Source organism: Falsirhodobacter halotolerans (genome assembly GCF_022899245.1).
In the GTDB taxonomy this organism is placed as follows: Bacteria; Pseudomonadota; Alphaproteobacteria; order Rhodobacterales; family Rhodobacteraceae; genus Falsirhodobacter; species Falsirhodobacter halotolerans.
Map to the genome: position 1 here is coordinate 274,144 of NZ_JALJAZ010000001.1, position 24,464 is coordinate 298,607.

The window sequence follows — 24,464 nt, forward strand, 5'->3', positions numbered from 1 at the left end:
GCCGCCCTTGAGGGGCGGCTTTTGCATTTGGGCTTGCGGCCCGATCGCCGTTGTTCTAGTTACGCCCGCAGTAGGAGTTTAGCTCAGTTGGTAGAGCATCGGTCTCCAAAACCGAGGGTCGTGGGTTCGAGTCCCCCAACTCCTGCCATTTACCCCGCATCGCTTGATTTGACGCTGCGACTGCGGTATGCGCGCGGCATGTGACAGGGGAAGACAGATGGCAAATCCGGTTCAGTTCATTCAGCAGGTCCGTACCGAGGTCGGCAAGATCGCATGGCCGGGGCGGCGCGAGGTGATTCTGACCACGTTGATGGTGCTGGTGCTGTCGGCGCTGACCGCGACGTTCTTCACGCTGGTCGATGTGGGCATCCGTTTCGGTCTGGGCGAGATTCTGGGCGCGTTCTGATTTTTTCTTGTCATCGAAGGGGTGGGCCGTTATCCACGCCCCGACGATACGAGAGGCAGGCGCGCAGCGATTCGGTTGCGCGCTGTTTTTTGTTCCCGGCGGGACGGTCCCGCGCATGAAGATAGGTGGCTGGCATGGCGAAGCGTTGGTATTCGGTAAGCGTCCTCTCGAATTTCGAGAAGAAGATTGCCGAGCAGATCAAGCAAGCCGTGTCGGAATCCGGTCTTGAGGACGAAATCGAGGAAGTGCTGGTCCCCACCGAAGAGGTGATCGAGGTCCGGCGCGGCAAGAAGGTGACGAGCGAGCGTCGTTTCATGCCCGGCTATGTGCTGGTGCGGATGGAGATGACGAACAGGGGCTATCACCTCATCACCTCCATCAACCGCGTGACGGGGTTTTTGGGGCCGCAGGGGCGTCCGATGCCCATGCGGGACGAGGAAGTGAACGCGATGCTGAACCGCACCGATGCGTCGGGCGAGGTGCCGCAGCCGCGCAACCTGATCCGCTTCGACATTGGCGAGACGGTGAACGTGACCGACGGTCCGTTCGAAGGCTTTGCCGGGCAGGTCGAGGATGTCGACGAAGACAACTCCCGCCTCAAGGTCACCGTATCGATCTTCGGGCGCGCGACGCCCGTGGAACTGGAATTCACTCAGGTGTCGAAGAACACCTGAGCGATCTCGTGGGAGGCTTTGGCCCGACCACTAAACCGTGCCTTCGGGCACTGTGACAAAGGAGAGGCCACATGGCCAAGAAGATCATCGGGCAGCTGAAGCTGCAAGTGAAGGCGGGGCAAGCCAACCCGTCCCCGCCCGTCGGCCCGGCCCTGGGTCAGCGCGGTCTGAACATCATGGCCTTCGTGAAGGAATTCAACGCGAAGACCGCGGATATCGAGCCGGGCACGCCCACGCCGACCATCATCACCTATTACCAGGACAAGTCGTTCAGCCTTGAGCTGAAATCGGCGCCCGCGTCCTACATGCTGAAGAAGGCCGCCGGTCTTCCTTCGGTGGGCAAGCGCAATCGTCCGCGCGGGTCGGAAAAGCCGGGCCGGGACGTGGCCGGCTCCGTGACCGTCGCACAGGTTCGTCAGATCGCCGAAGCGAAGATGAAAGACCTGAACGCCAACTCCGTGGAAGCTGCGATGCAGATCATCCTGGGTTCGGCGAAGTCCTGCGGTATCGAGGTCAAGGGGTAAGTCATGGCCATTGGTAAACGTACGAAAGCCGCCCGCACGACCTTCGAGGGCAAGACCCTGATCGCGGTCGAAGAGGCCGTGAAGCTGATCAAGAGCGCGGCGACCGCCAAGTTCGACGAAACGCTGGAAATCGCGATGAACCTGGGCGTCGACCCGCGTCACGCCGACCAGATGGTCCGCGGCGTGGTCACCCTGCCGAACGGCACGGGCAAGACGGTTCGCGTGGCTGTGTTTGCGCGCGGTGCGAAAGCGGACGAGGCGAAAGCCGCCGGGGCCGACATCGTCGGTGCCGAAGACCTGATGGAAACGATCCAGTCGGGCAAGATCGAGTTCGATCGCTGCATCGCGACGCCGGACATGATGCCGCTGGTCGGTCGTCTGGGCAAGATTCTGGGGCCGCGCAACCTGATGCCGAACCCCAAGGTCGGCACGGTGACGATGGACGTGGCCGGTGCCGTCGGCAACGCCAAGGGCGGTGAGGTCCAGTTCAAGGTCGAGAAGGCCGGCGTCATCCATGCCGGTATCGGCAAGGTCTCGTTCGACGAATCGAAGCTGGCCGAAAACGTCCGCGCCTTCGTCGAGGCGGTGACCCGTGCCCGCCCGGCGGGCGCGAAGGGCACCTATGTGAAGAAGGTCTCGCTGTCGTCCACCATGGGCCCTGGCGTGTCGCTGGACCTGGCCTCGGCCACCGGCAACTGAGATCGCATTCTGCCGCAAGAACGCCGTCAACCTTCGGGTTGGCGGCTTTTTCATGCGGGGGGGTCGGCCTTCGGGGCTTGGCACGGGGGGCGGACCTCTTTATAGGGAGCACTTGCAGCGTCCCCGCGATTCGTCGCGGGGTGTTGTATTCGTCCTAGACGGTGGGTGCGGAGCGATCCGCTTAATGTCCTGCCTGAGATGGGTATCGAGACAGATTTCCGGGGATTTCCTCGGGCGATCATGGCCTCGGGACCCTTTGGGACCCGAACGCCCTGCTTCGGTGGGGCTTATTTGAGCCGGGGGGAAACCCCCATACTTGGAGTGAACCTGTGGATAGAGCCCAGAAAGAGCAAGTGGTCGAGGAACTCGGCCAGATCTTCGAAAGCTCTGGCGTGGTGGTCGTTGCCCATTACGCAGGTCTGACGGTTGCACAGATGCAGGATCTGCGCGCGCGTATGCGCGAAGTCGGCGGATCCGTGCGCGTTGCCAAGAACAAGCTCGCCAAGATCGCCCTTGACGGGAAACCCTCCGCTGCGATGGGTGACCTGCTTACGGGCATGACCGTTCTCGCCTATTCCGATGACCCTGTCGCTGCTGCGAAGGTCGCGGACGCCTATGCCAAGACGAACGACAAGTTCATCATTCTTGGCGGCGCCATGGGCGAGACCGTTCTGGACCAAGACGGTGTGAAAGCCGTGGCCGCCATGCCGTCGCGTGAGGAGCTTATCGCTTCGATCGTCGGTTGCATCGGTGCGCCCGCGTCGAACATCGCCGGGGCCATTGGCGCGCCTGCTTCGAACATCGCTGGCATCCTCTCCACCTTGGAGGAGCGGGAAGCCGCCTGAGCAATCTTTGGCCTGCGTGGTTGCATAACCCCACGTTGGAACCCATCTTATTGAACGGAACAGAACATGGCTGATCTGAAAGCACTCGCCGAGCAAATCGTGAACCTCACGCTGCTGGAAGCGCAAGAACTGAAAACGATCCTGAAAGACGAGTACGGCATCGAGCCCGCCGCCGGTGGCGCGGTCATGATGGCCGGCCCGGCTGCTGGCGCAGGCGCTGCGGCAGAAGAAGAAAAGACCGAGTTCGACGTCGTCCTGACGGACGCTGGCGCGAACAAGATCAACGTCATCAAAGAAGTGCGTGGCATCACCGGTCTGGGCCTGAAAGAAGCCAAGGACCTGGTCGAAGCCGGTGGCAAGATCAAAGAAGGCGTCGCGAAAGCCGAAGCCGAAGAAATGAAGAAAAAGCTGGAAGCAGCTGGCGCGAAAGCCGAGCTGAAGTAATCCGGCCGGTGCCATCCGGCATCGCCAAGTAAAGAGGCTGGGTCCGAGAAATTCGGGCCCAGCCGAACCTGTCTTGGAGGGGGCTTTTGCGAAAGCCCCGCCCAAGGCGCGGTTCAAGGTTCGGGAGCTTGCCGGTGGGACGGTGGGCATGAATGGAACCTCAACCCCCTGCTTCGCAAGCGGCGCGCGTCCGGTCCCCGACGGAGGCACGCCCGCGAGACACGAAAGGTGACCTTGAGCATGGCTCAGAGCTACGTTGGCCAGAAGCGCATCCGCCGTTACTTCGGAAAAATCCGTGAAGTTCTGGAAATGCCGAACCTTATCGAGGTTCAGAAATCCTCTTACGACCTGTTCCTGAAATCGGGCGAAGGCCAGGTTCCGGCGGATGGCGAGGGGATCAAGGGCGTGTTCCAGTCCGTCTTCCCGATCAAGGATTTCAACGAGACGGCGGTGCTCGAGTTCGTGAAATACGAACTGGAGAAGCCGAAATACGACGTGGACGAATGCCAGCAGCGCGACATGACCTATGCCGCGCCGCTGAAGGTCACGCTGCGCCTGATCGTGTTCGATGTCGATGAGACGACGGGCAACCGGTCGGTCAAGGACATCAAGGAACAGGACGTCTATATGGGCGACATGCCCCTGATGACGTCGAACGGCACGTTCATCGTGAACGGGACCGAACGGGTGATCGTGTCCCAGATGCACCGTTCGCCGGGCGTGTTCTTCGATCACGACAAGGGCAAGACGCATTCCTCGGGGAAACTGCTGTTCGCCTGCCGCATCATTCCCTATCGCGGATCGTGGCTGGACTTCGAATTCGACGCCAAGGATGTCGTGTTCGCGCGCATCGACCGTCGCCGCAAGTTGCCGGTCACCACGCTGCTCTATGCGCTTGGTCTGGACCAGGACGCGATCATGTCGGCCTATTACGACACGGTCAGCTACAAGTACGAGAAGAACAAGGGTTGGGTGACCAAGTTCTTCCCCGATCGGATGCGCGGCACCCGTCCGGCCTATGACCTGATCGACGCCGCCACCGGCGAGGTGATCTGCAAGGCGGGCGACAAGATGACCCCGCGCATGGTCAAGAAGCTGATCGACGAGGCGCAGGTCACCGAGCTGCTGCTGCCGTTCGACCGCATCGTCGGGCGCTATGTCGCGCAGGACATCATCAACGAGGAAACGGGCGAGATCTGGGTCGAGGCCGGCGACGAGCTGACGATGGAGTATGACCGCGACGGCGAGATCAAGGGCGGCACGCTCCAGACCCTGCTGGACCAGGGCATCACCGAGATTCCGGTTCTGGACATCGACGGCGTGAACGTCGGCCCCTATATCCGCAACACGATGGCGGCGGACAAGAACATGAACCGCGAAGGCGCGCTCATGGACATCTACCGCGTCATGCGTCCGGGCGAGCCGCCGACCGTCGAAGCCGCGTCGAACCTGTTCCAGACGTTGTTCTTCGATTCGGAGCGCTACGACCTCTCGGCCGTGGGCCGCGTGAAGATGAACATGCGTCTGGATCTGGACAAGCCGGACACCCAGCGCACGCTGGACCGCGAGGACATCATCGCCTGCATCAAGGCGCTGACCGAACTGCGCGACGGCAAGGGCGAGATCGACGACATCGACCACCTCGGCAACCGCCGTGTGCGTTCGGTGGGCGAGCTGATGGAAAACCAGTATCGCGTCGGCCTGCTGCGGATGGAGCGCGCGATCAAGGAGCGCATGTCCTCGGTCGAGATCGACACGATCATGCCCCAAGACCTGATCAACGCGAAACCCGCGGCCGCGGCGGTGCGCGAATTCTTCGGCTCCAGCCAGCTGTCGCAGTTCATGGACCAGACGAACCCGCTGTCCGAAGTGACGCACAAGCGGCGTCTGTCGGCCCTTGGGCCGGGCGGTCTGACGCGGGAACGCGCGGGCTTCGAGGTGCGCGACGTTCATCCGACGCACTATGGCCGGATGTGCCCGATCGAGACGCCGGAAGGTCAGAACATCGGTCTGATCAACAGCCTCGCCACCTTCGCGCGCGTGAACAAGTATGGCTTCATCGAGACCCCTTATCGCAAGGTGGTGGACGGTCAGGTGACCGACGACGTGGTCTATATGTCCGCGACCGAGGAAATGCGTCACACGGTGGCGCAGGCCAACGCGACCATCGACGGGGAAGGGCGGTTCACCTCCGATCTCATCTCCACCCGCAAGGCGGGCGAGTTCATGCTGAACCCGCCGGACGCCGTCGATCTGATCGACGTGTCGCCCAAGCAGCTGGTGTCGGTCGCGGCCTCGCTGATCCCGTTCCTTGAGAACGACGACGCCAACCGCGCTCTCATGGGGTCGAACATGCAGCGTCAGGCGGTTCCGCTGCTGCAATCGGACGCGCCCTTTGTCGGCACGGGGATCGAGGCCATCGTGGCACGCGATTCCGGGGCCGCGATCATGGCACGCCGGGCCGGTGTGATCGACCAGGTGGACGCGACGCGGATCGTTGTGCGCGCCACCGAGATGCTGGAGCCGGGCGAGCCGGGTGTGGACATCTATCGTCTGCGCAAGTTCAAGCGGTCGAACCAGTCGTCCTGCATCAACCAGCGTCCGCTGGTGAAGGTGGGCAGCCAGGTGACGCGCGGCGAGGTGATCGCCGACGGTCCGAACACCGACATGGGCGAACTGGCCCTTGGCCGGAACGTGGTCGTGGCCTTCATGCCGTGGAACGGCTACAACTACGAGGACTCGATCCTGATCTCGGAGCGCATCCTGAAGGATGACGTCTTCACCTCGATCCACATCGAAGAATACGAGGTCGCCGCCCGCGACACGAAGCTGGGCCCGGAAGAGATCACGCGCGACATCCCGAACGTGGGTGAAGAAGCCCTGCGCAATCTGGATGAGGCCGGCATCGTCTATATCGGCGCCGAGGTTCAGCCGGGCGACATTCTGGTCGGCAAGATCACCCCGAAGGGCGAAAGCCCGATGACGCCGGAAGAGAAGCTGCTTCGTGCCATCTTCGGCGAAAAGGCATCGGACGTGCGCGACACCTCGCTGCGCCTGCCGCCGGGGGCCTATGGCACGATCGTGGAAGTTCGCGTCTTCAACCGTCACGGTGTGGACAAGGACGAGCGCGCGCTGCAGATCGAGCGGGAAGAAGTGGAACGCCTGTCGCGCGACCGCGACGACGAGCTGGCCATCCTGGACCGCAACATCTACTCGCGTCTGCGGACGCTGGTGATGGGCAAGACGGCGGTGAAGGGTCCGAAGGGCATCAAGTCCGGCTCGACCATCGACGCCGAACTGTTGGGCACCCTCTCCAAGGGGCAGTGGTGGCAGTTGGCCCTGGGTGAGGAAGCCGAGGCGAAAGAGGTCGAGGCGCTGCACGAGCAGTATGAGGCCCAGAAGCGTCAGCTCGATCACCGGTTCGAGGACAAGGTCGAGAAGGTCCGCCGCGGCGACGATCTGCCCCCGGGCGTGATGAAGATGGTCAAGGTGTTCGTCGCGGTGAAGCGCAAGCTGCAACCGGGCGACAAGATGGCCGGTCGTCACGGCAACAAGGGTGTCATCTCCAAGGTGGTTCCGGTCGAGGACATGCCGTTCCTTCAGGACGGAACCGCAGTCGATCTCGTGCTGAACCCGCTGGGCGTGCCGAGCCGGATGAACGTCGGTCAGATCCTGGAAACCCATATGGGCTGGGCCGCGCGCGGTCTGGGCATCAAGGTGGACGAGGCGCTGCAGGAATACCGTCGCAAAGGGGACATGACCCCGGTGAAGGAGGCCCTGCGCATCGCCTATGGCGACGAGACCTATGAGGCGGCCTTCTCGGATCGCGAGGATGACGACATCCTCGAGATGGCGGGTTCGGTCACCAAGGGCGTTCCGATCGCCACGCCGGTGTTCGACGGTGCGAAGGAGCCGGACGTCAACGACGCGCTGCGCCGTGCGGGCTTCAACGAATCCGGTCAGTCGATCGTGTTCGACGGCCGTTCGGGCGAGCAGTTCGCGCGTCCGGTCACCGTCGGCGTCAAGTACATGCTGAAGCTGCACCACCTTGTGGACGACAAGCTGCACGCACGTTCGACCGGGCCGTACAGCCTTGTGACCCAGCAGCCGCTGGGCGGTAAGGCGCAGTTCGGTGGTCAGCGTCTGGGGGAGATGGAGGTCTGGGCTCTGGAAGCTTATGGCGCCGCCTATACCCTGCAGGAGATGCTGACGGTCAAGTCGGACGACGTGGCCGGCCGGACCAAGATGTACGAGAGCATCGTCAAGGGCGAGGACAACTTCGAGGCCGGCGTGCCGGAATCGTTCAACGTTCTTGTCAAGGAGGTCCGCGGTCTGGGCCTCAACATGGAACTCCTGGATTCGGAGGAAGAGTGAGGGCGTACGCGCCCCACTCACCGCATCCCTTTCGTAAGGAAAAAAGATGAACCAGGAACTGAGCACCAACCCGTTCAATCCGGTCGCCCCCGTGCGGACCTTCGACGAGATCAAGGTCTCGCTCGCGTCCCCCGACCGGATCCTGTCGTGGTCCTACGGCGAGATCAAGAAGCCGGAAACCATCAACTACCGCACGTTCAAACCGGAGCGTGACGGCCTGTTCTGCGCGCGCATCTTCGGGCCGATCAAGGACTACGAATGCCTGTGCGGCAAATACAAGCGCATGAAGTATCGCGGCGTCGTCTGCGAGAAATGCGGCGTGGAAGTGACCTTGCAGAAGGTCCGCCGCGAGCGGATGGGGCATATCGAACTGGCCTCGCCCGTGGCCCACATCTGGTTCCTGAAGTCGCTGCCGTCCCGCATCGGTCTGATGCTGGACATGACGCTGCGGGATCTGGAACGGATTCTCTATTTCGAGAACTATGTCGTCATCGAGCCGGGTCTGACCGACCTGACCTACGCCCAGATGCTGACCGAGGACGAGTTCCTGGATGCGCAGGACCAGTACGGCGCCGATGCGTTCACCGCCAATATCGGCGCGGAAGCCATCCGCGAGATGCTGTCGGCGATCGACCTGCAGGCCACCGCAGACCAGCTGCGTGAGGATCTGAAGGAAGCGACGGGCGAACTGAAGCCGAAGAAGATCATCAAGCGTCTCAAGATCGTCGAATCGTTCCTGGAGTCGGGCAACCGTCCCGAATGGATGATCCTGACGGTTCTGCCGGTGATCCCGCCGGAACTGCGCCCGCTGGTGCCGCTGGACGGTGGCCGGTTCGCGACGTCGGACCTGAACGACCTGTATCGCCGGGTGATCAACCGCAACAACCGTCTGAAGCGCCTGATCGAGCTTCGTGCGCCCGACATCATCGTGCGCAACGAAAAGCGGATGCTGCAGGAAGCGGTCGATGCGCTGTTCGACAACGGCCGTCGCGGCCGCGTGATCACCGGCACCAACAAGCGTCCGCTGAAATCGCTGTCTGACATGCTGAAGGGCAAGCAGGGGCGTTTCCGTCAGAACCTTCTGGGCAAGCGGGTCGACTTCTCGGGCCGTTCGGTCATCGTGACGGGGCCGGAACTGAAGCTGCACCAGTGCGGTCTGCCCAAGAAGATGGCGCTGGAGCTGTTCAAGCCGTTCATCTACTCGCGTCTGGAGGCCAAGGGGCTGTCCAGCACGGTGAAGCAGGCCAAGAAGCTGGTCGAGAAAGAGCGTCCCGAGGTCTGGGACATCCTGGACGAGGTCATCCGCGAGCATCCGGTTCTGCTGAACCGCGCGCCCACGCTGCACCGTCTGGGCATCCAGGCGTTCGAACCGATCCTGATCGAAGGCAAGGCGATCCAGCTTCACCCGCTGGTCTGTTCGGCCTTCAACGCCGACTTCGACGGCGACCAGATGGCCGTGCACGTTCCGCTGAGCCTTGAGGCGCAGCTGGAAGCGCGCGTCCTGATGATGTCGACGAACAACGTCCTGTCGCCCGCCAACGGCGCGCCGATCATCGTGCCCTCGCAGGACATGGTGCTGGGTCTCTACTACACCACCATGCAGCGCGAAGGCATGCAGGGCGAGGGGATGGCCTTCGCCTCGGTCGAGGAAGTGGAGCACGCCCTTGCCGCCGGCGAGGTGCATCTGCACGCCAAGATCACGGCGCGGATCAAGCAGATCGACGACGAAGGCAACGAGGTCGTCCGCCGCTATGAAACCACGCCGGGCCGTCTGCGTCTGGGCAACCTGCTGCCGCTGAACGCGAAAGCGCCGTTCGAACTGGTGAACCGTCTTCTGCGCAAGAAAGACGTGCAGAACGTCATCGACACCGTCTACCGCTATTGCGGGCAGAAGGAATCGGTTATCTTCTGCGACCAGATCATGGGCATGGGCTTCCGCGAGGCGTTCAAGGCCGGCATCTCGTTCGGCAAGGACGACATGCTGATCCCCGATTCCAAATGGACCATCGTGAACGAGGTCCAGGATCAGGTGAAGGACTTCGAACAGCAGTACATGGACGGCCTGATCACCCAGGGCGAGAAGTACAACAAGGTCGTGGACGCCTGGTCGAAGTGCAACGACAAGGTGACCGAGGCCATGATGTCCACCATCTCGGCCACGCGTCATGATGCGGACGGCGCCGAAATGGAGCCGAACTCGGTCTACATGATGGCCCACTCCGGTGCGCGGGGTTCGGTCACGCAGATGAAGCAGCTGGGCGGGATGCGCGGCCTGATGGCCAAGCCGAACGGCGAGATCATCGAGACGCCGATCATCTCGAACTTCAAGGAAGGTCTGACCGTTCTTGAGTACTTCAACTCCACCCACGGCGCCCGGAAGGGTCTGTCGGATACGGCGTTGAAGACGGCGAACTCGGGCTACCTCACGCGGCGTCTGGTGGACGTGGCGCAGGACTGCATCGTGCGCACGCATGATTGCGGCACGGATCGCGCGGTCACCGCCTCGGCGGCGGTCAACGATGGCGAGATCGTGGCCCCGCTGGCCGAGCGTATCCTTGGTCGGGTTGCGGCGGACGACGTCTGCGTTCCGGGCACGGACGAGGTGATCGTGTCGGCGGGCGAGTTGATCGACGAGCGCAAGGCCGACGCGATCGACGCGGCCAACGTGGCGTCGATGCGGATCCGCAGCCCGCTGACCTGCGAGGCGGAAGAAGGCGTCTGCGCCATGTGCTATGGCCGCGATCTGGCCCGGGGCACGCTGGTGAACCAGGGCGAGGCCGTCGGCATCATCGCGGCGCAGTCCATCGGTGAACCGGGCACCCAGCTGACGATGCGGACGTTCCACATCGGCGGCGTGGCGCAAGGGGGCCAGCAGTCCTTCCTCGAAGCCTCGCAAGAGGGTCGGGTGGAGTTCCGCAACGCCAACCTGCTGGAAAACGCGGCCGGTGAACAGGTGGCGATGGGCCGCAACATGCAACTGGTCATCATCGATGACGCAGGGCAGGAGCGGGCGTCGCACAAGGTCACCTACGGGACGAAGGTCCATGTGCGTGACGGCGACACCATCAAGCGCGGCACCAAGCTGGTCGAATGGGACCCCTATACCCTGCCGATCATCGCCGAGCGGACGGGTGTGGCCCGGTTCGTCGACCTGATGCAGGGCCTGTCGGTCCGTGAGGATACCGATGATGCCACCGGCATGAGCCAGCGGATCGTCACGGATTGGCGCACGGCCCCAAAAGGGAACGAGCTGAAGCCCGAGATCATCATCATGGACCCGGAAACGGGCGAGCCGATGCGTGGGGAAGGGGGCAACCCGATCTCCTATCCGATGTCGGTGGACGCGATCCTTTCGGTCGAAGACGGCCAAGAGGTGAAGGCCGGTGACGTGGTGGCCCGGATTCCGCGCGAAGGCGCGCGGACGAAGGACATCACCGGGGGTCTGCCGCGCGTGGCGGAACTGTTCGAAGCCCGTCGTCCGAAGGATCACGCGATCATCGTGGAGAACGATGGCTATGTGCGCTTCGGCAAAGACTACAAGAACAAGCGCCGCATCACGATCGAACCGGTGGACGAAAGCCTGCAGGCCGTCGAATACATGGTGCCCAAAGGGAAGCATATTCCCGTGCAGGAAGGCGACTTCGTGCAGAAGGGCGACTACATCATGGACGGCAACCCGGCTCCGCACGACATTCTGCGGATCATGGGGATCGAGGCCTTGGCCAACTACATGATCGACGAAGTGCAGGACGTGTATCGCCTGCAGGGCGTGAAGATCAACGACAAGCATATCGAGGTGATCGTGCGGCAGATGCTGCAGAAGTACGAGATCCTGGATTCCGGCGAGACGACGCTGCTGAAAGGCGAGCATGTCGACAAGTCGGAGCTTGACGAGGTCAACGAGAAGGCCGTCGCGCACAACCTGCGTCCCGCGCAGGGCGAGCCGATCCTTCTGGGGATCACCAAGGCGTCGCTGCAGACCCGCAGCTTCATCTCGGCCGCGTCCTTCCAGGAAACGACCCGCGTGCTGACCGAGGCATCGGTTCAGGGCAAGCGCGACAAGCTGGTCGGCCTGAAGGAGAACGTGATCGTCGGCCGCCTGATCCCGGCGGGGACGGGCGGGGCCACCAGCCGCGTCAAGCAGATCGCGACCAAGCGCGATGCGGTGGTGATCGATGCCCGCCGCAGCGCCGCCGAAGAAGCGGCGGCGCTCGCGGCCCCGCAATCGGACGAGTGACACGAAAGCCCCCCGGAAACGGGGGGCTTTTTTCATCCCCCGTGCCGTGCCATGGTCCCCGCAAACGCGGAGGGTGCGATGGCGGTGCAAGTTCTGGGTCTTTGCCGATTCTCGTTGATCGTGGAGGGCGGGTTTCAGGCCCAGCCCGAGACGTTGGAGGCGCGCAGGCTCACCCTCTATGACCGTGCCCGGCTGGACTCCCGCTTTTTGTGGTTCGAGCATGTGTGCCTGCCCGCCCTGAAGGCGCAGACCGATCCCGATTTCACCCTTGTTCTTCTGACGGGTGTGGATCTGCCGTCTTGGGCGCTTGCGCGGTTGCGCGATCTGATCGCGCCGATCCCGCAGGTCGTGCTTCGGCAGGAGCCGCCCGCCGTGCACCGCCCCCTGTGCCGTCGGGTGTTGGACGCGCATCGCGACCGGAGCGCGATGGCGAGCCTTCAGTTCCGGCTGGACGACGACGACGCCGTCGCCGTGGACTTCGTGGAACGGCTGCGGGCCGATTTCCTTCTTCTTGGCCCGATGTTCGCCCGGGAAAAGCGGCTTTACCTCGATTACATGCAAGGCATGAGCCTGATCGCCCCGCCGGGGGCGGAGATGAAGGTTGTGCGGCAGGTCGCAGATCGGATTTCGGCCGGGTTGGCGATCGCCTTCCGACCGGAGGACGACGCCTGCGTCATGAGCTTTGCCCATCACAAGGTGCATCACTTCATGGCGGGGATGACGTTCTCGGATACGGCGATGTATGTGCGCGGCAAGCATGATAGCAATGACAGCATTCGCGGCGTCCTGCGCCACGATGGGATGGAGATGCCGCTGGACCCCGAGGAGATCGTGCCGATGACGGGCGCGCGGTTCGCACTGGACCTTGATGCATTCGATGGCGCCCTTGCGGCGCGGGGGTCGTGTTGACAGGCGGGGCGATTCCCCCTATACGCGCGCTACCGAATTGCGGGGACCATCCCGCCGCTCTGGAACCTTAGCGTTTTGAAGTGGTCATGATCCGGGCTTTACCCGCCCCGATCCTCTGAGATTCCACCGCGTCATCCCCTGCCTTGGGGGTGTATGCGGTTTTGGCGTTTCGCGCATGTGAAATGCCCTGAACTGGCGCCCCCCGAACAGGATCCGGGCAGGCGTTGATGAAACAGGAAGCACGGGGAACCGAATGCCGACGATCCAGCAGCTCATCCGCAAACCGCGGGAGCCGAAGAAAAACCGCTCCAAGTCCCAGCACTTGGAATCCTGCCCGCAGAAACGCGGCGTCTGTACGCGCGTCTACACGACGACGCCGAAGAAGCCGAACTCCGCTATGCGTAAGGTTGCGAAAGTCCGCCTCACCAACGGGTTCGAGGTGATTTCGTACATCCCGGGCGAAAAGCACAACCTGCAAGAGCACTCGGTCGTGCTCATCCGCGGCGGCCGGGTCAAAGACCTTCCGGGCGTGCGTTACCATATCCTGCGCGGCGTGCTGGACACGCAAGGCGTGAAAGACCGTCGTCAACGCCGTTCGAAATACGGCGCGAAGCGTCCGAAGTGAGGTTCTGAGAGATGTCCCGTCGTCACGCCGCCGAAAAGCGCGAAATCCTTCCCGATGCCAAGTTCGGCGATCGGGTTCTGACCAAGTTCATGAACAACCTGATGGTCGATGGCAAGAAGTCCACGGCCGAACGGATCGTCTACAACGCCCTGGATCGTGTCCAGTCGCGTCTGAAGCGCGAACCGATCGAGGCGTTCCATGAGGCCTTGGACAACGTCAAGCCGTCCGTCGAGGTGCGTTCGCGCCGCGTCGGTGGTGCCACGTATCAGGTTCCGGTCGAAGTCCGTCTGGAACGCCGCGAGGCTCTGGCCATTCGCTGGCTGATCATCGCCGCGCGCAAGCGCAACGAGAATACCATGGAGGAGCGTCTGGCGGCCGAGCTGTCGGATGCCGTGAACAACCGTGGTACCGCTGTGAAAAAGCGCGAAGACACCCACAAGATGGCCGACGCGAACAAAGCGTTCAGCCATTACCGCTGGTAACCCCTTAGCCTGAGGACCGACCCAATGGCACGCGACTACCCGCTGCAACGCTACCGCAATTTCGGCATCATGGCGCATATCGACGCCGGTAAAACGACGACGACCGAGCGGATCCTGTATTATACCGGCAAGTCCCACAAGATCGGCGAGGTGCATGATGGCGCCGCGACGATGGACTGGATGGAGCAGGAGCAGGAGCGTGGCATCACGATCACCTCGGCTGCGACCACGACCTTCTGGCAGCGCCAGGAGGATCCGACCAAGGAAGGAACTTCGGACACGAAGTTCCGCTTCAACATCATCGACACCCCCGGCCACGTCGACTTCACCATTGAAGTCGAGCGTTCGCTGGCGGTTCTGGACGGCGCGATCTGTCTGCTGGACGCCAACGCCGGCGTCGAGCCGCAGACCGAGACCGTCTGGCGTCAGGCCGACCGCTACAAGGTTCCGCGGATCGTGTTCGTCAACAAGATGGACAAGATCGGCGCCGACTTCTTCAACTGCGTGAAGATGATCAAGGACCGGACCGGCGCGACCCCGCTTCCGATCGCGCTGCCGATCGGGGCCGAGGACAAGCTGGAAGGCATCGTCGATCTGATCAAGATGGAAGAGTGGACCTGGGTCGGTGAAGACCTCGGGGCCTCCTGGACCCGTCAGCCCATCCGCGACGATCTGAAAGAGCTTGCCGACGAATGGCGCTCGAACCTGATCGAAATCGCGGTCGAGCAGGACGACGAGGCGATGGAAGCCTATCTGGAAGGCAACGAGCCCGACGAGGCGACCCTGCGCAAGCTGATCCGCAAGGGCACCCTGTCCCTGACCTTCGTTCCGGTGACCGCCGGTTCGGCGTTCAAGAACAAGGGTGTGCAGCCGCTCCTGAACTCCGTCATCGACTTCCTGCCCTCGCCGCTGGACGTTCCGGCCTATACCGGCTTTGCACCGGGTGATGAGACGGAAACCCGCAACATCGAGCGTTCGGCCGACGACGCACAGCCCTTCTCGGGTCTGGCGTTCAAGATCATGAACGACCCCTTCGTCGGTTCGCTGACCTTCACGCGTCTTTATTCGGGCGTGCTGAAGAAGGGCGACACGATGATGAACTCGACCAAGGGCAAGCGTGAGCGTGTCGGTCGTATGATGATGATGCACGCGATCAACCGCGAGGAGATCGAGGAAGCGTTTGCGGGCGACATCATCGCGCTGGCCGGTCTGAAGGAAACGACGACGGGCGACACGCTGTGCGACCCGAACAACGCCGTCGTTCTTGAAACGATGACCTTCCCCGAGCCCGTGATCGAGATCGCGGTGGAGCCGAAGTCGAAAGCCGACCAGGAGAAGATGGGCCTCGCCCTCGCACGTCTGGCGGCCGAAGATCCGTCCTTCCGCGTCGAGACCAACTTCGAATCCGGTCAGACGATCATGAAGGGCATGGGCGAACTTCACCTTGACATCCTCGTCGACCGTATGCGTCGCGAGTTCAAGGTCGAGGCGAACATCGGTGCGCCGCAGGTGGCCTATCGCGAGACCATCTCGCGCGAAGCCGAGATCGACTACACGCACAAGAAGCAGACCGGCGGTACGGGCCAGTTCGCACGTATCAAGCTGGTGATCACCCCGACCGAGCCGGGCGAAGGGTATTCGTTCGAATCGAAGATCGTGGGCGGGACGGTTCCGAAGGAATACATTCCGGGCGTCGAAAAGGGCATCAAGTCGGTCATGGACTCCGGTCCGCTGGCGGGCTTCCCGGTCATCGACTTCAAGGTCGCGCTGATCGACGGTGCCTATCACGACGTCGACTCCTCGGTTCTGGCCTTCGAGATCGCCTCGCGTGCCGCGATGCGCGACGGCATGAAGAAAGCCGGCGCGAAACTGCTTGAGCCGATCATGAAGGTCGAAGTCGTGACGCCGGAAGAATACACCGGTTCGATCATCGGCGACCTGACCTCGCGTCGGGGCATGGTTCAGGGTCAGGACAGCCGCGGCAACGCCAACGTCATCTCGGCGATGGTCCCGCTGGCCAACATGTTCGGCTACATCAACAACCTGCGGTCCATGTCGTCGGGTCGTGCGGTGTTCTCGATGACCTTCGATCACTACGAGGCTGTTCCTCAGAACATCTCGGACGAGATCCAGAAAAAATATGCCTAATCGGCAGGGCGGGGGCTTCCCCGCCCTACCACTTTGCGGCCGGGTGTTGTAAACACCCGGCCATTCGAGTAGTGCGGGGCTTTCCCGCCGCTCCGCATGCGAATCGAAGAGGAAGCCAAGATGGCAAAGGCAAAGTTTGAACGCAACAAACCGCACGTGAACATCGGGACCATTGGTCACGTTGACCACGGCAAGACGACGTTGACGGCGGCGATCACGAAGTATTTCGGCGAGTTCCGCGCGTATGACCAGATCGACGGCGCGCCGGAGGAGAAGGCTCGCGGGATCACGATCTCGACCGCGCACGTGGAATACGAGACGGAGAACCGTCACTACGCGCACGTGGACTGCCCCGGCCACGCCGACTACGTGAAGAACATGATCACCGGCGCGGCCCAGATGGACGGCGCGATCCTGGTCGTGAACGCCGCCGACGGTCCGATGCCGCAAACGCGCGAGCACATCCTGCTGGGCCGTCAGGTCGGCATCCCCTACATGGTCGTCTACCTGAACAAGGTCGACCAGGTGGATGACGAAGAGCTGCTGGAGCTGGTGGAGATGGAAGTGCGCGAGCTTCTGTCCTCCTACGACTACCCGGGCGATGACATTCCGATCGTCAAGGGCTCGGCCCTGGCCGCTCTGGAAGGTCGTGACGAGGAGATCGGCGAGAAGTCGATCCGCGCGCTGATGGAAGCCGTGGACGCCTACATCCCGACCCCGGCCCGCGCCGTGGACCAGCCGTTCCTGATGCCGGTCGAGGACGTGTTCTCGATCTCGGGTCGCGGCACGGTGGCCACGGGCCGCGTGGAGCGTGGTGTGGTGAAGGTCGGCGAGGAAGTCGAGATCGTCGGCATCCGCGACACCAAGAAGACCGTCTGCACGGGCGTCGAGATGTTCCGCAAGCTGCTGGATCAGGGCGAAGCAGGCGACAACGTGGGTCTTCTGCTGCGCGGTGTGGACCGTGAGGGGATCGAGCGCGGCCAGGTGCTGTGCAAGCCCGGCTCGGTGAAGCCGCACACGAAGTTCGAAGCGGAGGCCTACATCCTGACGAAGGAAGAGGGTGGCCGTCACACGCCGTTCTTCGCGAACTACCGTCCGCAATTCTACTTCCGCACGACCGACGTGACGGGCACGGTGGAACTGCCGGAAGGCACCGAGATGGTGATGCCGGGCGACAACCTGAAGTTCAACGTCGAACTGATCGCGCCGATCGCCATGGAAGAGAAGCTGCGCTTCGCCATCCGTGAAGGCGGCCGCACCGTCGGCGCAGGCGTCGTCTCGAAAATCATCGCTTAATCAACCGCACCGGAAGAGGGGGCGGGGGCCGAAAGGCCCCCGTCTTCCCGCCGGGCCCAAAGGGCATGTAAAATGCAAGGTCAGACTATTCGCATCAGGCTGAAAGCCTTCGATTACCGCGTTCTGGATGCCAGCACGCAGGAAATCGTCTCCACGGCCAAGCGGACCGGCGCGCAAGTGCGCGGCCCGATCCCGCTGCCGAACCAGATTGAGAAATTCACGGTTCTCCGTGGCCCGCACATCGACAAGAAGTCGCGCGACCAGTGGGAAATCCGCACGCACAAGCGTCTTCTCGACATCGTTGATCCGACTCCGCAGACCGTGGACGCGCTGATGAAGCTCGACCTCGCCGCTGGCGTTGACGTCGAAATCAAAGTGTAAGGGATAGAACCTATGCGCTCTGGAATTATTGCAAAGAAGCTGGGCATGACCCGGCTGTTTCTGGAAGACGGCCGCCAGGTTCCGGTGACCGTTCTTCAACTCGACACCCTGCAGGTCGTGGCTCAGCGCACGGTCGACACGGACGGATACACCGCCGTTCAGCTTGGCGCGGGCACGGCGAAGGCCAAACGCACCTCGGCGGCGCAGCGCGGTCACTTCGCGAAAGCGAACGTGGAGCCCAAGCGCAAGATCGCGGAGTTCCGCGTCTCGCCTGAGAACCTGATCGGCGTGGGTGAAGAGATCATCGCGGACCATTACTTCGCAGGTCAGTTCGTCGACGTGGCGGGCACCTCGATCGGTAAGGGTTTTGCCGGTGCGATGAAGCGTCACAACTTCGGTGGTCTGCGCGCATCGCACGGTGTGTCGATCTCGCACCGTTCGCACGGGTCCACGGGCCAGTGCCAGGATCCGGGCAAGGTCTTCAAAGGCAAGAAGATGGCCGGTCACCTCGGTGCCGTGCGCGTCACCACGCAGAACCTGCAGGTCGTCAAGACCGACAGCGAGCGTGGCCTGATCATGATCAAGGGCGCGGTTCCCGGATCGAAGGGTGGCTGGGTCACCGTGAAGGATGCCGTCAAGAAGCCGGTTCCGGACAATGTGATCCTGCCCGCCGCTCTGCGTTCGGCGGCCGCTGCTGCGCACCGCGCGGCGGAAGAAGCTGCCGCTGCGGCTGCGGCTGAAGAAGAAGCGGCCCGCGCCGCTGCCGCTGCCGAGGCTGCTGCCGCCGAAGAGGCCGCGCTGGCCGAGGCCGAAGCCGAGATCAAGGCGGAAGGTTCCGATGCCTCCGACGAAGGAGAAGCGAAATGAAACTCGACGTCATCAAGCTTGACGCCGGCAAGGCAGGCTCGATCGACCTGGCCGACGACGTGTTCGGTCTGGAGCCGCGTGCGGACATCCTGCACCGCGTCGTGCGCTGGCAGCGTGCCAAGGCCCAGGCCGGCACGCACTCCACGCTCGGCAAGTCGGACGTGTCCTACTCGACCAAGAAGATCTACAAGCAGAAGGGCACCGGCGGCGCACGTCACGGGTCCAAGAAAGCGCCGATCTTCCGTCACGGTGGTGTCTACAAAGGCCCGCAGCCCCGCAGCCATGCCCACGATCTGCCGAAGAAATTCCGCGCTCTGGGTCTGAAGCACGCGCTGTCGTCCAAGGCTGCGACCGGCAATCTGGTCATCTTGGAAGATCTTAACCTGGCCGATGCGAAAACCGCGGGTCTGGCGAAGTCGGTCAAGGAACTGGGCTGGAAGCGCGTTCTGATCATCGACGGTGCCGAGGTGAACGAGAACTTCGCCAAGGCGGCGCGCAACCTCGAAGGCGTGGACATCCTGCCGACGATGGGTGCCAACGTGTATGATATCCTCAAGCGTGACACCCTGGTGATCACCAAGGCGGGTATCGAAGCTCTGGAGGCTCGTTTGAAATGAGCGTGAAGCCCGAACATTACGACATCATCAAGAAGCCGCTGATCACCGAGAAGGCGACGCTGGCATCCGAAGCCAACGCCGTGGTTTTCCAGGTGGCGATGGATTCGACCAAGCCGCAGATCAAGGAAGCGGTGGAAGCCGTTTTCGGTGTGAAGGTGAAAGCCGTGAACACCACGATCACCAAAGGCAAGGTCAAGCGTTTCCGCGGCCGTATCGGTGAGCGGAGCGACAAGAAGAAAGCGTATGTGACCCTGGAAGAGGGAAACACTATCGACGTCTCGACGGGCCTCTGATAGAACGCGCAACGAATCGAGTGGCCCCGGTTTTTACCGGGGCCACTGATTTTAACGACGGGGATCTTCGGAGCCCTTCACCGGGCCTGACAGAGTCGGGCCCCAGCTGTACGGAAGACAGGAAACATGGCACTCAAGTCGTATAAGCCGACGACGCCTGGCCAGCGTGGGCTGGTTCTGATCGACCGTTCGGAGCTGTGGAAAGGCCGCCCGGTCAAAACCCTTACCGAGGGTTTGACCAAGACGGGTGGTCGGAACAACACCGGACGCGTCACGATGTGGCACAAGGGTGGTGGCGCGAAGCGTCTCTACCGGATCGTCGATTTCAAGCGTCGCAAATTCGACATCTCGGCCGTGGTCGAGCGGATCGAGTATGACCCCAACCGCACCGCGTTCATCGCGCTTGTGAAGTACGAGGATGGCGAACTCGCCTATATCCTCGCGCCGCAGCGTCTGGCCGTGGGCGATAACGTCATCGCCGGCGCCAAGACCGACGTGAAACCGGGCAACGCGATGCCGTTCTCGGGTATGCCGATCGGGACGATCGTGCACAACGTCGAGATGAAGCCGGGCAAGGGCGGTCAGATCGCACGCGCCGCAGGCACCTACGCCCAGTTCGTGGGTCGTGACGGGGGCTATGCCCAGATCCGTCTGTCCTCGGGCGAGCTGCGCATGGTTCGTCAGGAATGCATGGCGACCATCGGCGCCGTGTCGAATGCCGACCACTCGAACCAGAACTTCGGTAAAGCCGGTCGTATGCGTCACAAGGGCATCCGCCCGACCGTTCGCGGTGTCGCGATGAACCCGATCGACCACCCGCATGGTGGTGGTGAGGGCCGGACCTCGGGCGGCCGTCACCCGGTCACGCCGTGGGGCAAGGGCACCAAGGGCAACCGCACCCGCAAGAACAAGACCACGGACAAGTACATTGTCCGCTCGCGTCACCTGAAGAAAGGGCGTTAATCCATGTCGCGTTCCGTCTGGAAAGGCCCGTTCGTCGACGCCTACGTCCTGAAAAAGGCCGAGAAGTCGCGCGAGTCGGGCAAGAACGAAGTGATCAAGATCTGGTCGCGTCGTTCCACCATCCTGCCGCAGTTCGTGGGCCTCACGTTCGGCGTCTACAACGGCAAGAAACACATCCCGGTGGCGATCACCGAGGAGATGATCGGCCAGAAGTTCGGTGAGTATTCGCCGACGCGGACCTATTACGGTCATGCCGCCGACAAGAAAGCCAAAAGGAAGTAAGCCATGAGCAAGGAAAAGAATCCGCGCCGCGTGGCCGAAAACGAGGCGATGGCGAAAGCCAAGATGCTGCGCACCTCGCCGCAGAAGCTGAACCTCGTCGCGGCACTGATCCGTGGCAAGAAGGTCGACAAGGCGATTGCCGATCTGACCTTCTCCAAGAAGCGCATCAGCCAAGACGTGCTGAAGTGCCTTCAGTCGGCGATCGCCAATGCCGAGAACAACCACGGGCTGGATGTCGATGATCTGATCGTCGCCGAAGCCTATTGCGGCAAGAACATTACGCTGAAGCGCGGCCGTCCGCGTGCGCGTGGCCGCTTCGGCAAGATCATGAAGCCGTTCAGCGAACTGACCATCAAGGTGCGTCAGAAAGGGGAGACTGCGTAATGGGTCAGAAGGTAAACCCCATCGGGATGCGTCTTCAGGTCAACCGCACCTGGGACAGCCGCTGGTATGCGGACACCAAGGATTACGGCAACCTGCTGCTTGAGGATCTGAAGATCCGCGAGTTCGTCCACAAAGAGGCGAAGCAGGCCGGCATCTCCAAGGTGATCATCGAGCGCCCGCACAAGAAGTGCCGCGTCACGATCCACGCCGCCCGCCCCGGTGTCATCATCGGCAAGAAAGGCGCGGACATCGAGACGCTTCGCAAGAAGCTGTCGCAGTTCACCGCATCCGAACTGCACCTGAACATCGTCGAAGTGCGCAAGCCCGAGCTTGACGCGCAGCTGGTCGCCGAATCCATCGCGCAACAGATGGAGCGTCGTGTGTCGTTCCGTCGTGCGATGAAGCGTGGCGTTCAGAACGCGATGCGCATCGGCGCCCTCGGGATCCGCGTGAATGTCGCGGGCCGTCTGGGCGGTGCCGAGATCGCACGGACCGAATGGTACCGCGAAGGTCGCGTTCCGCTGCACACGCTGCGTGCGGATATCGACTACGCCACCGAAGAGGCGATGACGCCCTATGGGATCATCGGCGTGAAGGTCTGGATCTTCAAAGGCGAGATCCTGGAGCATGACCCGCAGGCACACGACCGTCGTCAGGCGGAGTCGCAAGAGGGCGCAGCACCGCGTCCCCGTCGCGACCGTGAGCGCGCGTAAGGAGCACGAGAGATGCTGCAACCGAAACGGACCAAGTTCCGCAAACAGCACAAGGGCCGGATTCACGGCGAAGCCAAAGGCGGCTTCCTTCTGAACTTCGGCACCTATGGCCTGAAAGCCACCGAGCCCGAGCGTGTGACGGCGCGGCAGATCGAAGCGGCCCGCCGCGCGATCACCCGCCACATGAAGCGTCAGGGTCGTGTCTGGATCCGGATTTTCCCGGATGTTCCGGTCACCTCCAAACCCACCGAGGTTCGGATGGGTAAAGGTAAAGGCTCCGTCGATTTCTGGGCGGCCAAGGTGAAACCCGGTCGGATCATGTTTGAGATTGACGGAGTGCCCGAATCTGTGGCAAGGGAAGCCCTGCGCCTCGGTGCGATGAAACTTCCGGTGATTACCCGGGTCATCGTCCGCGAGGACTGGTAAGACCGAATCTGGACCCCCGGAGATAATCCGGGGGTTCGGTTTTTGATTTCACCCGCCAGGAAAGGGGTTACCCATACGGGGCCTTCTGGCGCAATGGAAAAGGAGGGACGCATGTCCGCCAAGGATTTCGTGGCGAAAACGCCCGATCAGCTGCGCGACCAGCTCGTTGCACTGAAAAAGGAAGCCTTCAACCTGCGCTTCCAGCAGGCCACCGGCCAGCTTGAGAACACCGCCCGCATGCGCACCGTCCGTCGCGACGTGGCCCGCATCAAGACGGTTCTGAACCAGAAAGCCGCTGACGCGGCGGCGAACTGAGGAGCCCGATAGATGCCCAAACGTATCCTGCAAGGCACCGTGACGAGCGACAAGAACGAGCAGACGATCACCGTTCTGGTCGAGCGCCGCTTCAAGCACCCGCTTCTGAAGAAGACCGTCCGGTCGTCGAAGAAGTATCGTGCGCATGACGCGAACAACACTTTCAAGGTCGGCGATTCCGTTCGCATCGAAGAATGTGCGCCGATTTCGAAAACCAAACGCTGGACGGTCGTGACCGAAACGGTCTGATTCGTCCCGAAACGAAACCCTGGGGGCGGTCCGCCGCTCTCCAAAGGTCGGGAGAACCTTAAATGATCCAGATGCAGACCAATCTGGATGTCGCTGACAACTCCGGCGCTCGCCGGGTGCAGTGCATCAAGGTCCTGGGTGGCTCGCACCGCCGTTATGCCTCCGTGGGCGACATCATCGTGGTGTCGGTCAAGGAAGCCATTCCGCGCGGCCGCGTGAAGAAAGGGGACGTCCGCAAGGCCGTCGTCGTTCGCACCGCCAAGGAAGTCCGTCGTGAAGACGGCACCGCAATCCGCTTCGACCGCAACGCCGCCGTCATCCTGAACAATGCAGGTGAGCCGGTTGGAACCCGTATCTTCGGGCCGGTCGTGCGTGAGCTGCGTGCCAAGAACTTCATGAAAATCATTTCGCTGGCGCCGGAGGTGCTCTGATGGCTGCGAAACTGAAAAAAGGCGATGAAGTCATCGTTCTGACCGGCAAGGACAAAGGCAAGAAAGGGACCATCGCGTCCGTTTCGCCCAAGGCCAACAAAGCGGTCGTCGATGGTGTGAACATGGCCATCCGTCACACGAAGCAGTCGCAGACCTCGCAAGGCGGTCGCATCTCGAAAGCGATGCCGATCGATCTGTCGAACCTGTCGCTGATGGACAAGAACGGCAAAGCCACCCGCGTCGGTTTCCGTGAGGAAGACGGCAAGCGCGTGCGGTTCGCCAAGACCACGGGGGATCTGATCTGATGCTCGATCAAGCCACCTATACCCCGCGCTTCAAGACGCTGTACAAGGACACGATCCGCGGCGCGATGAAGTCGGACTTCGGGTACAAGAACGACATGCAGATCCCGCGTCTGGACAAGATCGTCCTGAACATGGGTGTCGGCGAGGCGGTCAAGGATACCAAGAAGGTCAAGACGGCCGCCGAGGAGCTGTCGCTCATCGCCGGTCAGAAGGCGGTCATCACGCATGCCAAGAAGTCGATCGCCGGCTTTCGCGTCCGTGAAGAGATGCCGCTTGGCTGCAAGGTGACCCTGCGCGGCGACCGGATGTATGAATTCCTGGACCGTCTGATCACCATCGCGTTGCCGCGCGTCCGCGACTTTCGCGGCGTCAAGGCCACCTCGTTCGACGGCCGTGGCAACTACGCCATGGGTCTGAAAGAGCAGATCGTGTTCCCCGAGATCAACTTCGACAAGGTCGACGAGGTTCTGGGAATGGACATCATCATTTGCACCACGTCGAAAACCGATGCGGAAGCGAAGGCCCTGTTGAAGCATTTCAACATGCCCTTCATCGGCGAAACGCGCGAAGGATAA

General features: G+C 62.3%; 27 protein-coding genes and 1 tRNA gene. All 28 read left to right on the forward strand.

The window, feature by feature from the left end; genetic code table 11:
* Positions 1-72 precede the first annotated feature (72 nt).
* Positions 73-148, forward strand: a tRNA-Trp gene (locus MU449_RS01425).
* Between the two features lie 69 nt (positions 149-217).
* Positions 218-406 (forward strand): preprotein translocase subunit SecE, encoded by a 189-nt coding sequence (gene secE / locus MU449_RS01430; RefSeq protein WP_244736218.1) that lies wholly within the window; start codon positions 218-220, stop codon positions 404-406.
* Positions 407-540: 134 nt separating this feature from the next.
* Entirely contained in the window at positions 541-1,080 is a 540-nt protein-coding gene (gene nusG / locus MU449_RS01435; RefSeq protein WP_244736219.1) for a transcription termination/antitermination protein NusG, read from the forward strand.
* A gap of 71 nt (positions 1,081-1,151) precedes the next feature.
* A complete protein-coding gene (gene rplK / locus MU449_RS01440) occupies positions 1,152-1,604 on the forward strand; it encodes a 50S ribosomal protein L11 (protein ID WP_244736220.1) in 453 nt (150 codons plus the stop codon).
* A gap of 3 nt (positions 1,605-1,607) precedes the next feature.
* On the forward strand, positions 1,608-2,303 hold the full coding sequence (gene rplA, locus MU449_RS01445) for a 50S ribosomal protein L1 (RefSeq protein ID WP_244736221.1): 696 nt from the start codon (positions 1,608-1,610) through the stop codon (positions 2,301-2,303).
* A gap of 329 nt (positions 2,304-2,632) precedes the next feature.
* Positions 2,633-3,148 carry a 50S ribosomal protein L10 gene (gene rplJ, locus MU449_RS01450; RefSeq protein WP_244736222.1) on the forward strand — a complete coding sequence of 172 codons (516 nt, stop codon included), beginning with the start codon at positions 2,633-2,635 and terminating at the stop codon, positions 3,146-3,148.
* A 66-nt stretch (positions 3,149-3,214) separates the two neighbouring features.
* Positions 3,215-3,592, forward strand: a complete 378-nt coding sequence (rplL, locus tag MU449_RS01455; protein ID WP_244736223.1) for a 50S ribosomal protein L7/L12 — start codon at positions 3,215-3,217, stop codon at positions 3,590-3,592.
* Positions 3,593-3,832: 240 nt separating this feature from the next.
* The gene (rpoB, locus tag MU449_RS01460; RefSeq protein WP_244736224.1) at positions 3,833-7,966 is read left to right on the forward strand and encodes a DNA-directed RNA polymerase subunit beta; all 4,134 of its coding nucleotides are present in this window, start codon (positions 3,833-3,835) and stop codon (positions 7,964-7,966) included.
* 46 nt (positions 7,967-8,012) lie between these two features.
* Positions 8,013-12,203, forward strand: a complete 4,191-nt coding sequence (gene rpoC, locus MU449_RS01465) for a DNA-directed RNA polymerase subunit beta' (RefSeq protein WP_244736225.1) — start codon at positions 8,013-8,015, stop codon at positions 12,201-12,203.
* Positions 12,204-12,281: 78 nt separating this feature from the next.
* Positions 12,282-13,112 (forward strand): glycosyltransferase, encoded by an 831-nt coding sequence (locus MU449_RS01470; protein WP_244736226.1) that lies wholly within the window; start codon positions 12,282-12,284, stop codon positions 13,110-13,112.
* Positions 13,113-13,365: 253 nt separating this feature from the next.
* On the forward strand, positions 13,366-13,737 hold the full coding sequence (gene rpsL, locus MU449_RS01475) for a 30S ribosomal protein S12 (protein ID WP_128254696.1): 372 nt from the start codon (positions 13,366-13,368) through the stop codon (positions 13,735-13,737).
* Between the two features lie 11 nt (positions 13,738-13,748).
* Complete coding sequence (rpsG, locus tag MU449_RS01480) at positions 13,749-14,219, forward strand: 30S ribosomal protein S7 (protein ID WP_244736227.1); 471 nt, start codon at positions 13,749-13,751, stop codon at positions 14,217-14,219.
* A 24-nt stretch (positions 14,220-14,243) separates the two neighbouring features.
* Positions 14,244-16,367 (forward strand): elongation factor G, encoded by a 2,124-nt coding sequence (fusA, locus tag MU449_RS01485; protein WP_244736228.1) that lies wholly within the window; start codon positions 14,244-14,246, stop codon positions 16,365-16,367.
* A 120-nt stretch (positions 16,368-16,487) separates the two neighbouring features.
* The gene (tuf, locus tag MU449_RS01490; protein ID WP_244736215.1) at positions 16,488-17,663 is read left to right on the forward strand and encodes an elongation factor Tu; all 1,176 of its coding nucleotides are present in this window, start codon (positions 16,488-16,490) and stop codon (positions 17,661-17,663) included.
* A 72-nt stretch (positions 17,664-17,735) separates the two neighbouring features.
* On the forward strand, positions 17,736-18,044 hold the full coding sequence (gene rpsJ / locus MU449_RS01495) for a 30S ribosomal protein S10 (protein WP_244736229.1): 309 nt from the start codon (positions 17,736-17,738) through the stop codon (positions 18,042-18,044).
* Between the two features lie 12 nt (positions 18,045-18,056).
* A complete protein-coding gene (gene rplC, locus MU449_RS01500) occupies positions 18,057-18,911 on the forward strand; it encodes a 50S ribosomal protein L3 (protein ID WP_244736230.1) in 855 nt (284 codons plus the stop codon).
* Positions 18,908-19,528 (forward strand): 50S ribosomal protein L4, encoded by a 621-nt coding sequence (rplD, locus tag MU449_RS01505; protein ID WP_244736231.1) that lies wholly within the window; start codon positions 18,908-18,910, stop codon positions 19,526-19,528. Before rplC ends, rplD begins: the two co-directional genes overlap by 4 nt.
* Positions 19,525-19,821 carry a 50S ribosomal protein L23 gene (locus tag MU449_RS01510; RefSeq protein WP_244736232.1) on the forward strand — a complete coding sequence of 99 codons (297 nt, stop codon included), beginning with the start codon at positions 19,525-19,527 and terminating at the stop codon, positions 19,819-19,821. Before rplD ends, MU449_RS01510 begins: the two co-directional genes overlap by 4 nt.
* 126 nt (positions 19,822-19,947) lie before the next feature.
* Entirely contained in the window at positions 19,948-20,784 is an 837-nt protein-coding gene (rplB, locus tag MU449_RS01515; protein WP_244736233.1) for a 50S ribosomal protein L2, read from the forward strand.
* A 3-nt stretch (positions 20,785-20,787) separates the two neighbouring features.
* Entirely contained in the window at positions 20,788-21,066 is a 279-nt protein-coding gene (gene rpsS, locus MU449_RS01520; RefSeq protein WP_244736234.1) for a 30S ribosomal protein S19, read from the forward strand.
* Positions 21,067-21,069: 3 nt separating this feature from the next.
* Positions 21,070-21,450 (forward strand): 50S ribosomal protein L22, encoded by a 381-nt coding sequence (gene rplV / locus MU449_RS01525; RefSeq protein ID WP_244736235.1) that lies wholly within the window; start codon positions 21,070-21,072, stop codon positions 21,448-21,450.
* Positions 21,450-22,163: a 30S ribosomal protein S3 gene (gene rpsC / locus MU449_RS01530; RefSeq protein ID WP_244736236.1), complete on the forward strand. Its 714-nt coding sequence runs from the start codon at positions 21,450-21,452 to the stop codon at positions 22,161-22,163. Before rplV ends, rpsC begins: the two co-directional genes overlap by 1 nt.
* Before the next feature lie 12 nt (positions 22,164-22,175).
* Positions 22,176-22,589 (forward strand): 50S ribosomal protein L16, encoded by a 414-nt coding sequence (gene rplP, locus MU449_RS01535; protein WP_244736237.1) that lies wholly within the window; start codon positions 22,176-22,178, stop codon positions 22,587-22,589.
* A 111-nt stretch (positions 22,590-22,700) separates the two neighbouring features.
* A complete protein-coding gene (gene rpmC / locus MU449_RS01540; RefSeq protein ID WP_244736238.1) occupies positions 22,701-22,904 on the forward strand; it encodes a 50S ribosomal protein L29 in 204 nt (67 codons plus the stop codon).
* Positions 22,905-22,916: 12 nt separating this feature from the next.
* Complete coding sequence (gene rpsQ, locus MU449_RS01545) at positions 22,917-23,153, forward strand: 30S ribosomal protein S17 (RefSeq protein WP_244736239.1); 237 nt, start codon at positions 22,917-22,919, stop codon at positions 23,151-23,153.
* Positions 23,154-23,215: 62 nt separating this feature from the next.
* Complete coding sequence (gene rplN, locus MU449_RS01550; protein ID WP_038073566.1) at positions 23,216-23,584, forward strand: 50S ribosomal protein L14; 369 nt, start codon at positions 23,216-23,218, stop codon at positions 23,582-23,584.
* Positions 23,584-23,889: a 50S ribosomal protein L24 gene (gene rplX / locus MU449_RS01555; RefSeq protein WP_244736240.1), complete on the forward strand. Its 306-nt coding sequence runs from the start codon at positions 23,584-23,586 to the stop codon at positions 23,887-23,889. Before rplN ends, rplX begins: the two co-directional genes overlap by 1 nt.
* Complete coding sequence (gene rplE, locus MU449_RS01560) at positions 23,889-24,464, forward strand: 50S ribosomal protein L5 (RefSeq protein WP_244736241.1); 576 nt, start codon at positions 23,889-23,891, stop codon at positions 24,462-24,464. The genes rplX and rplE overlap by 1 nt, the downstream gene beginning before the upstream one ends.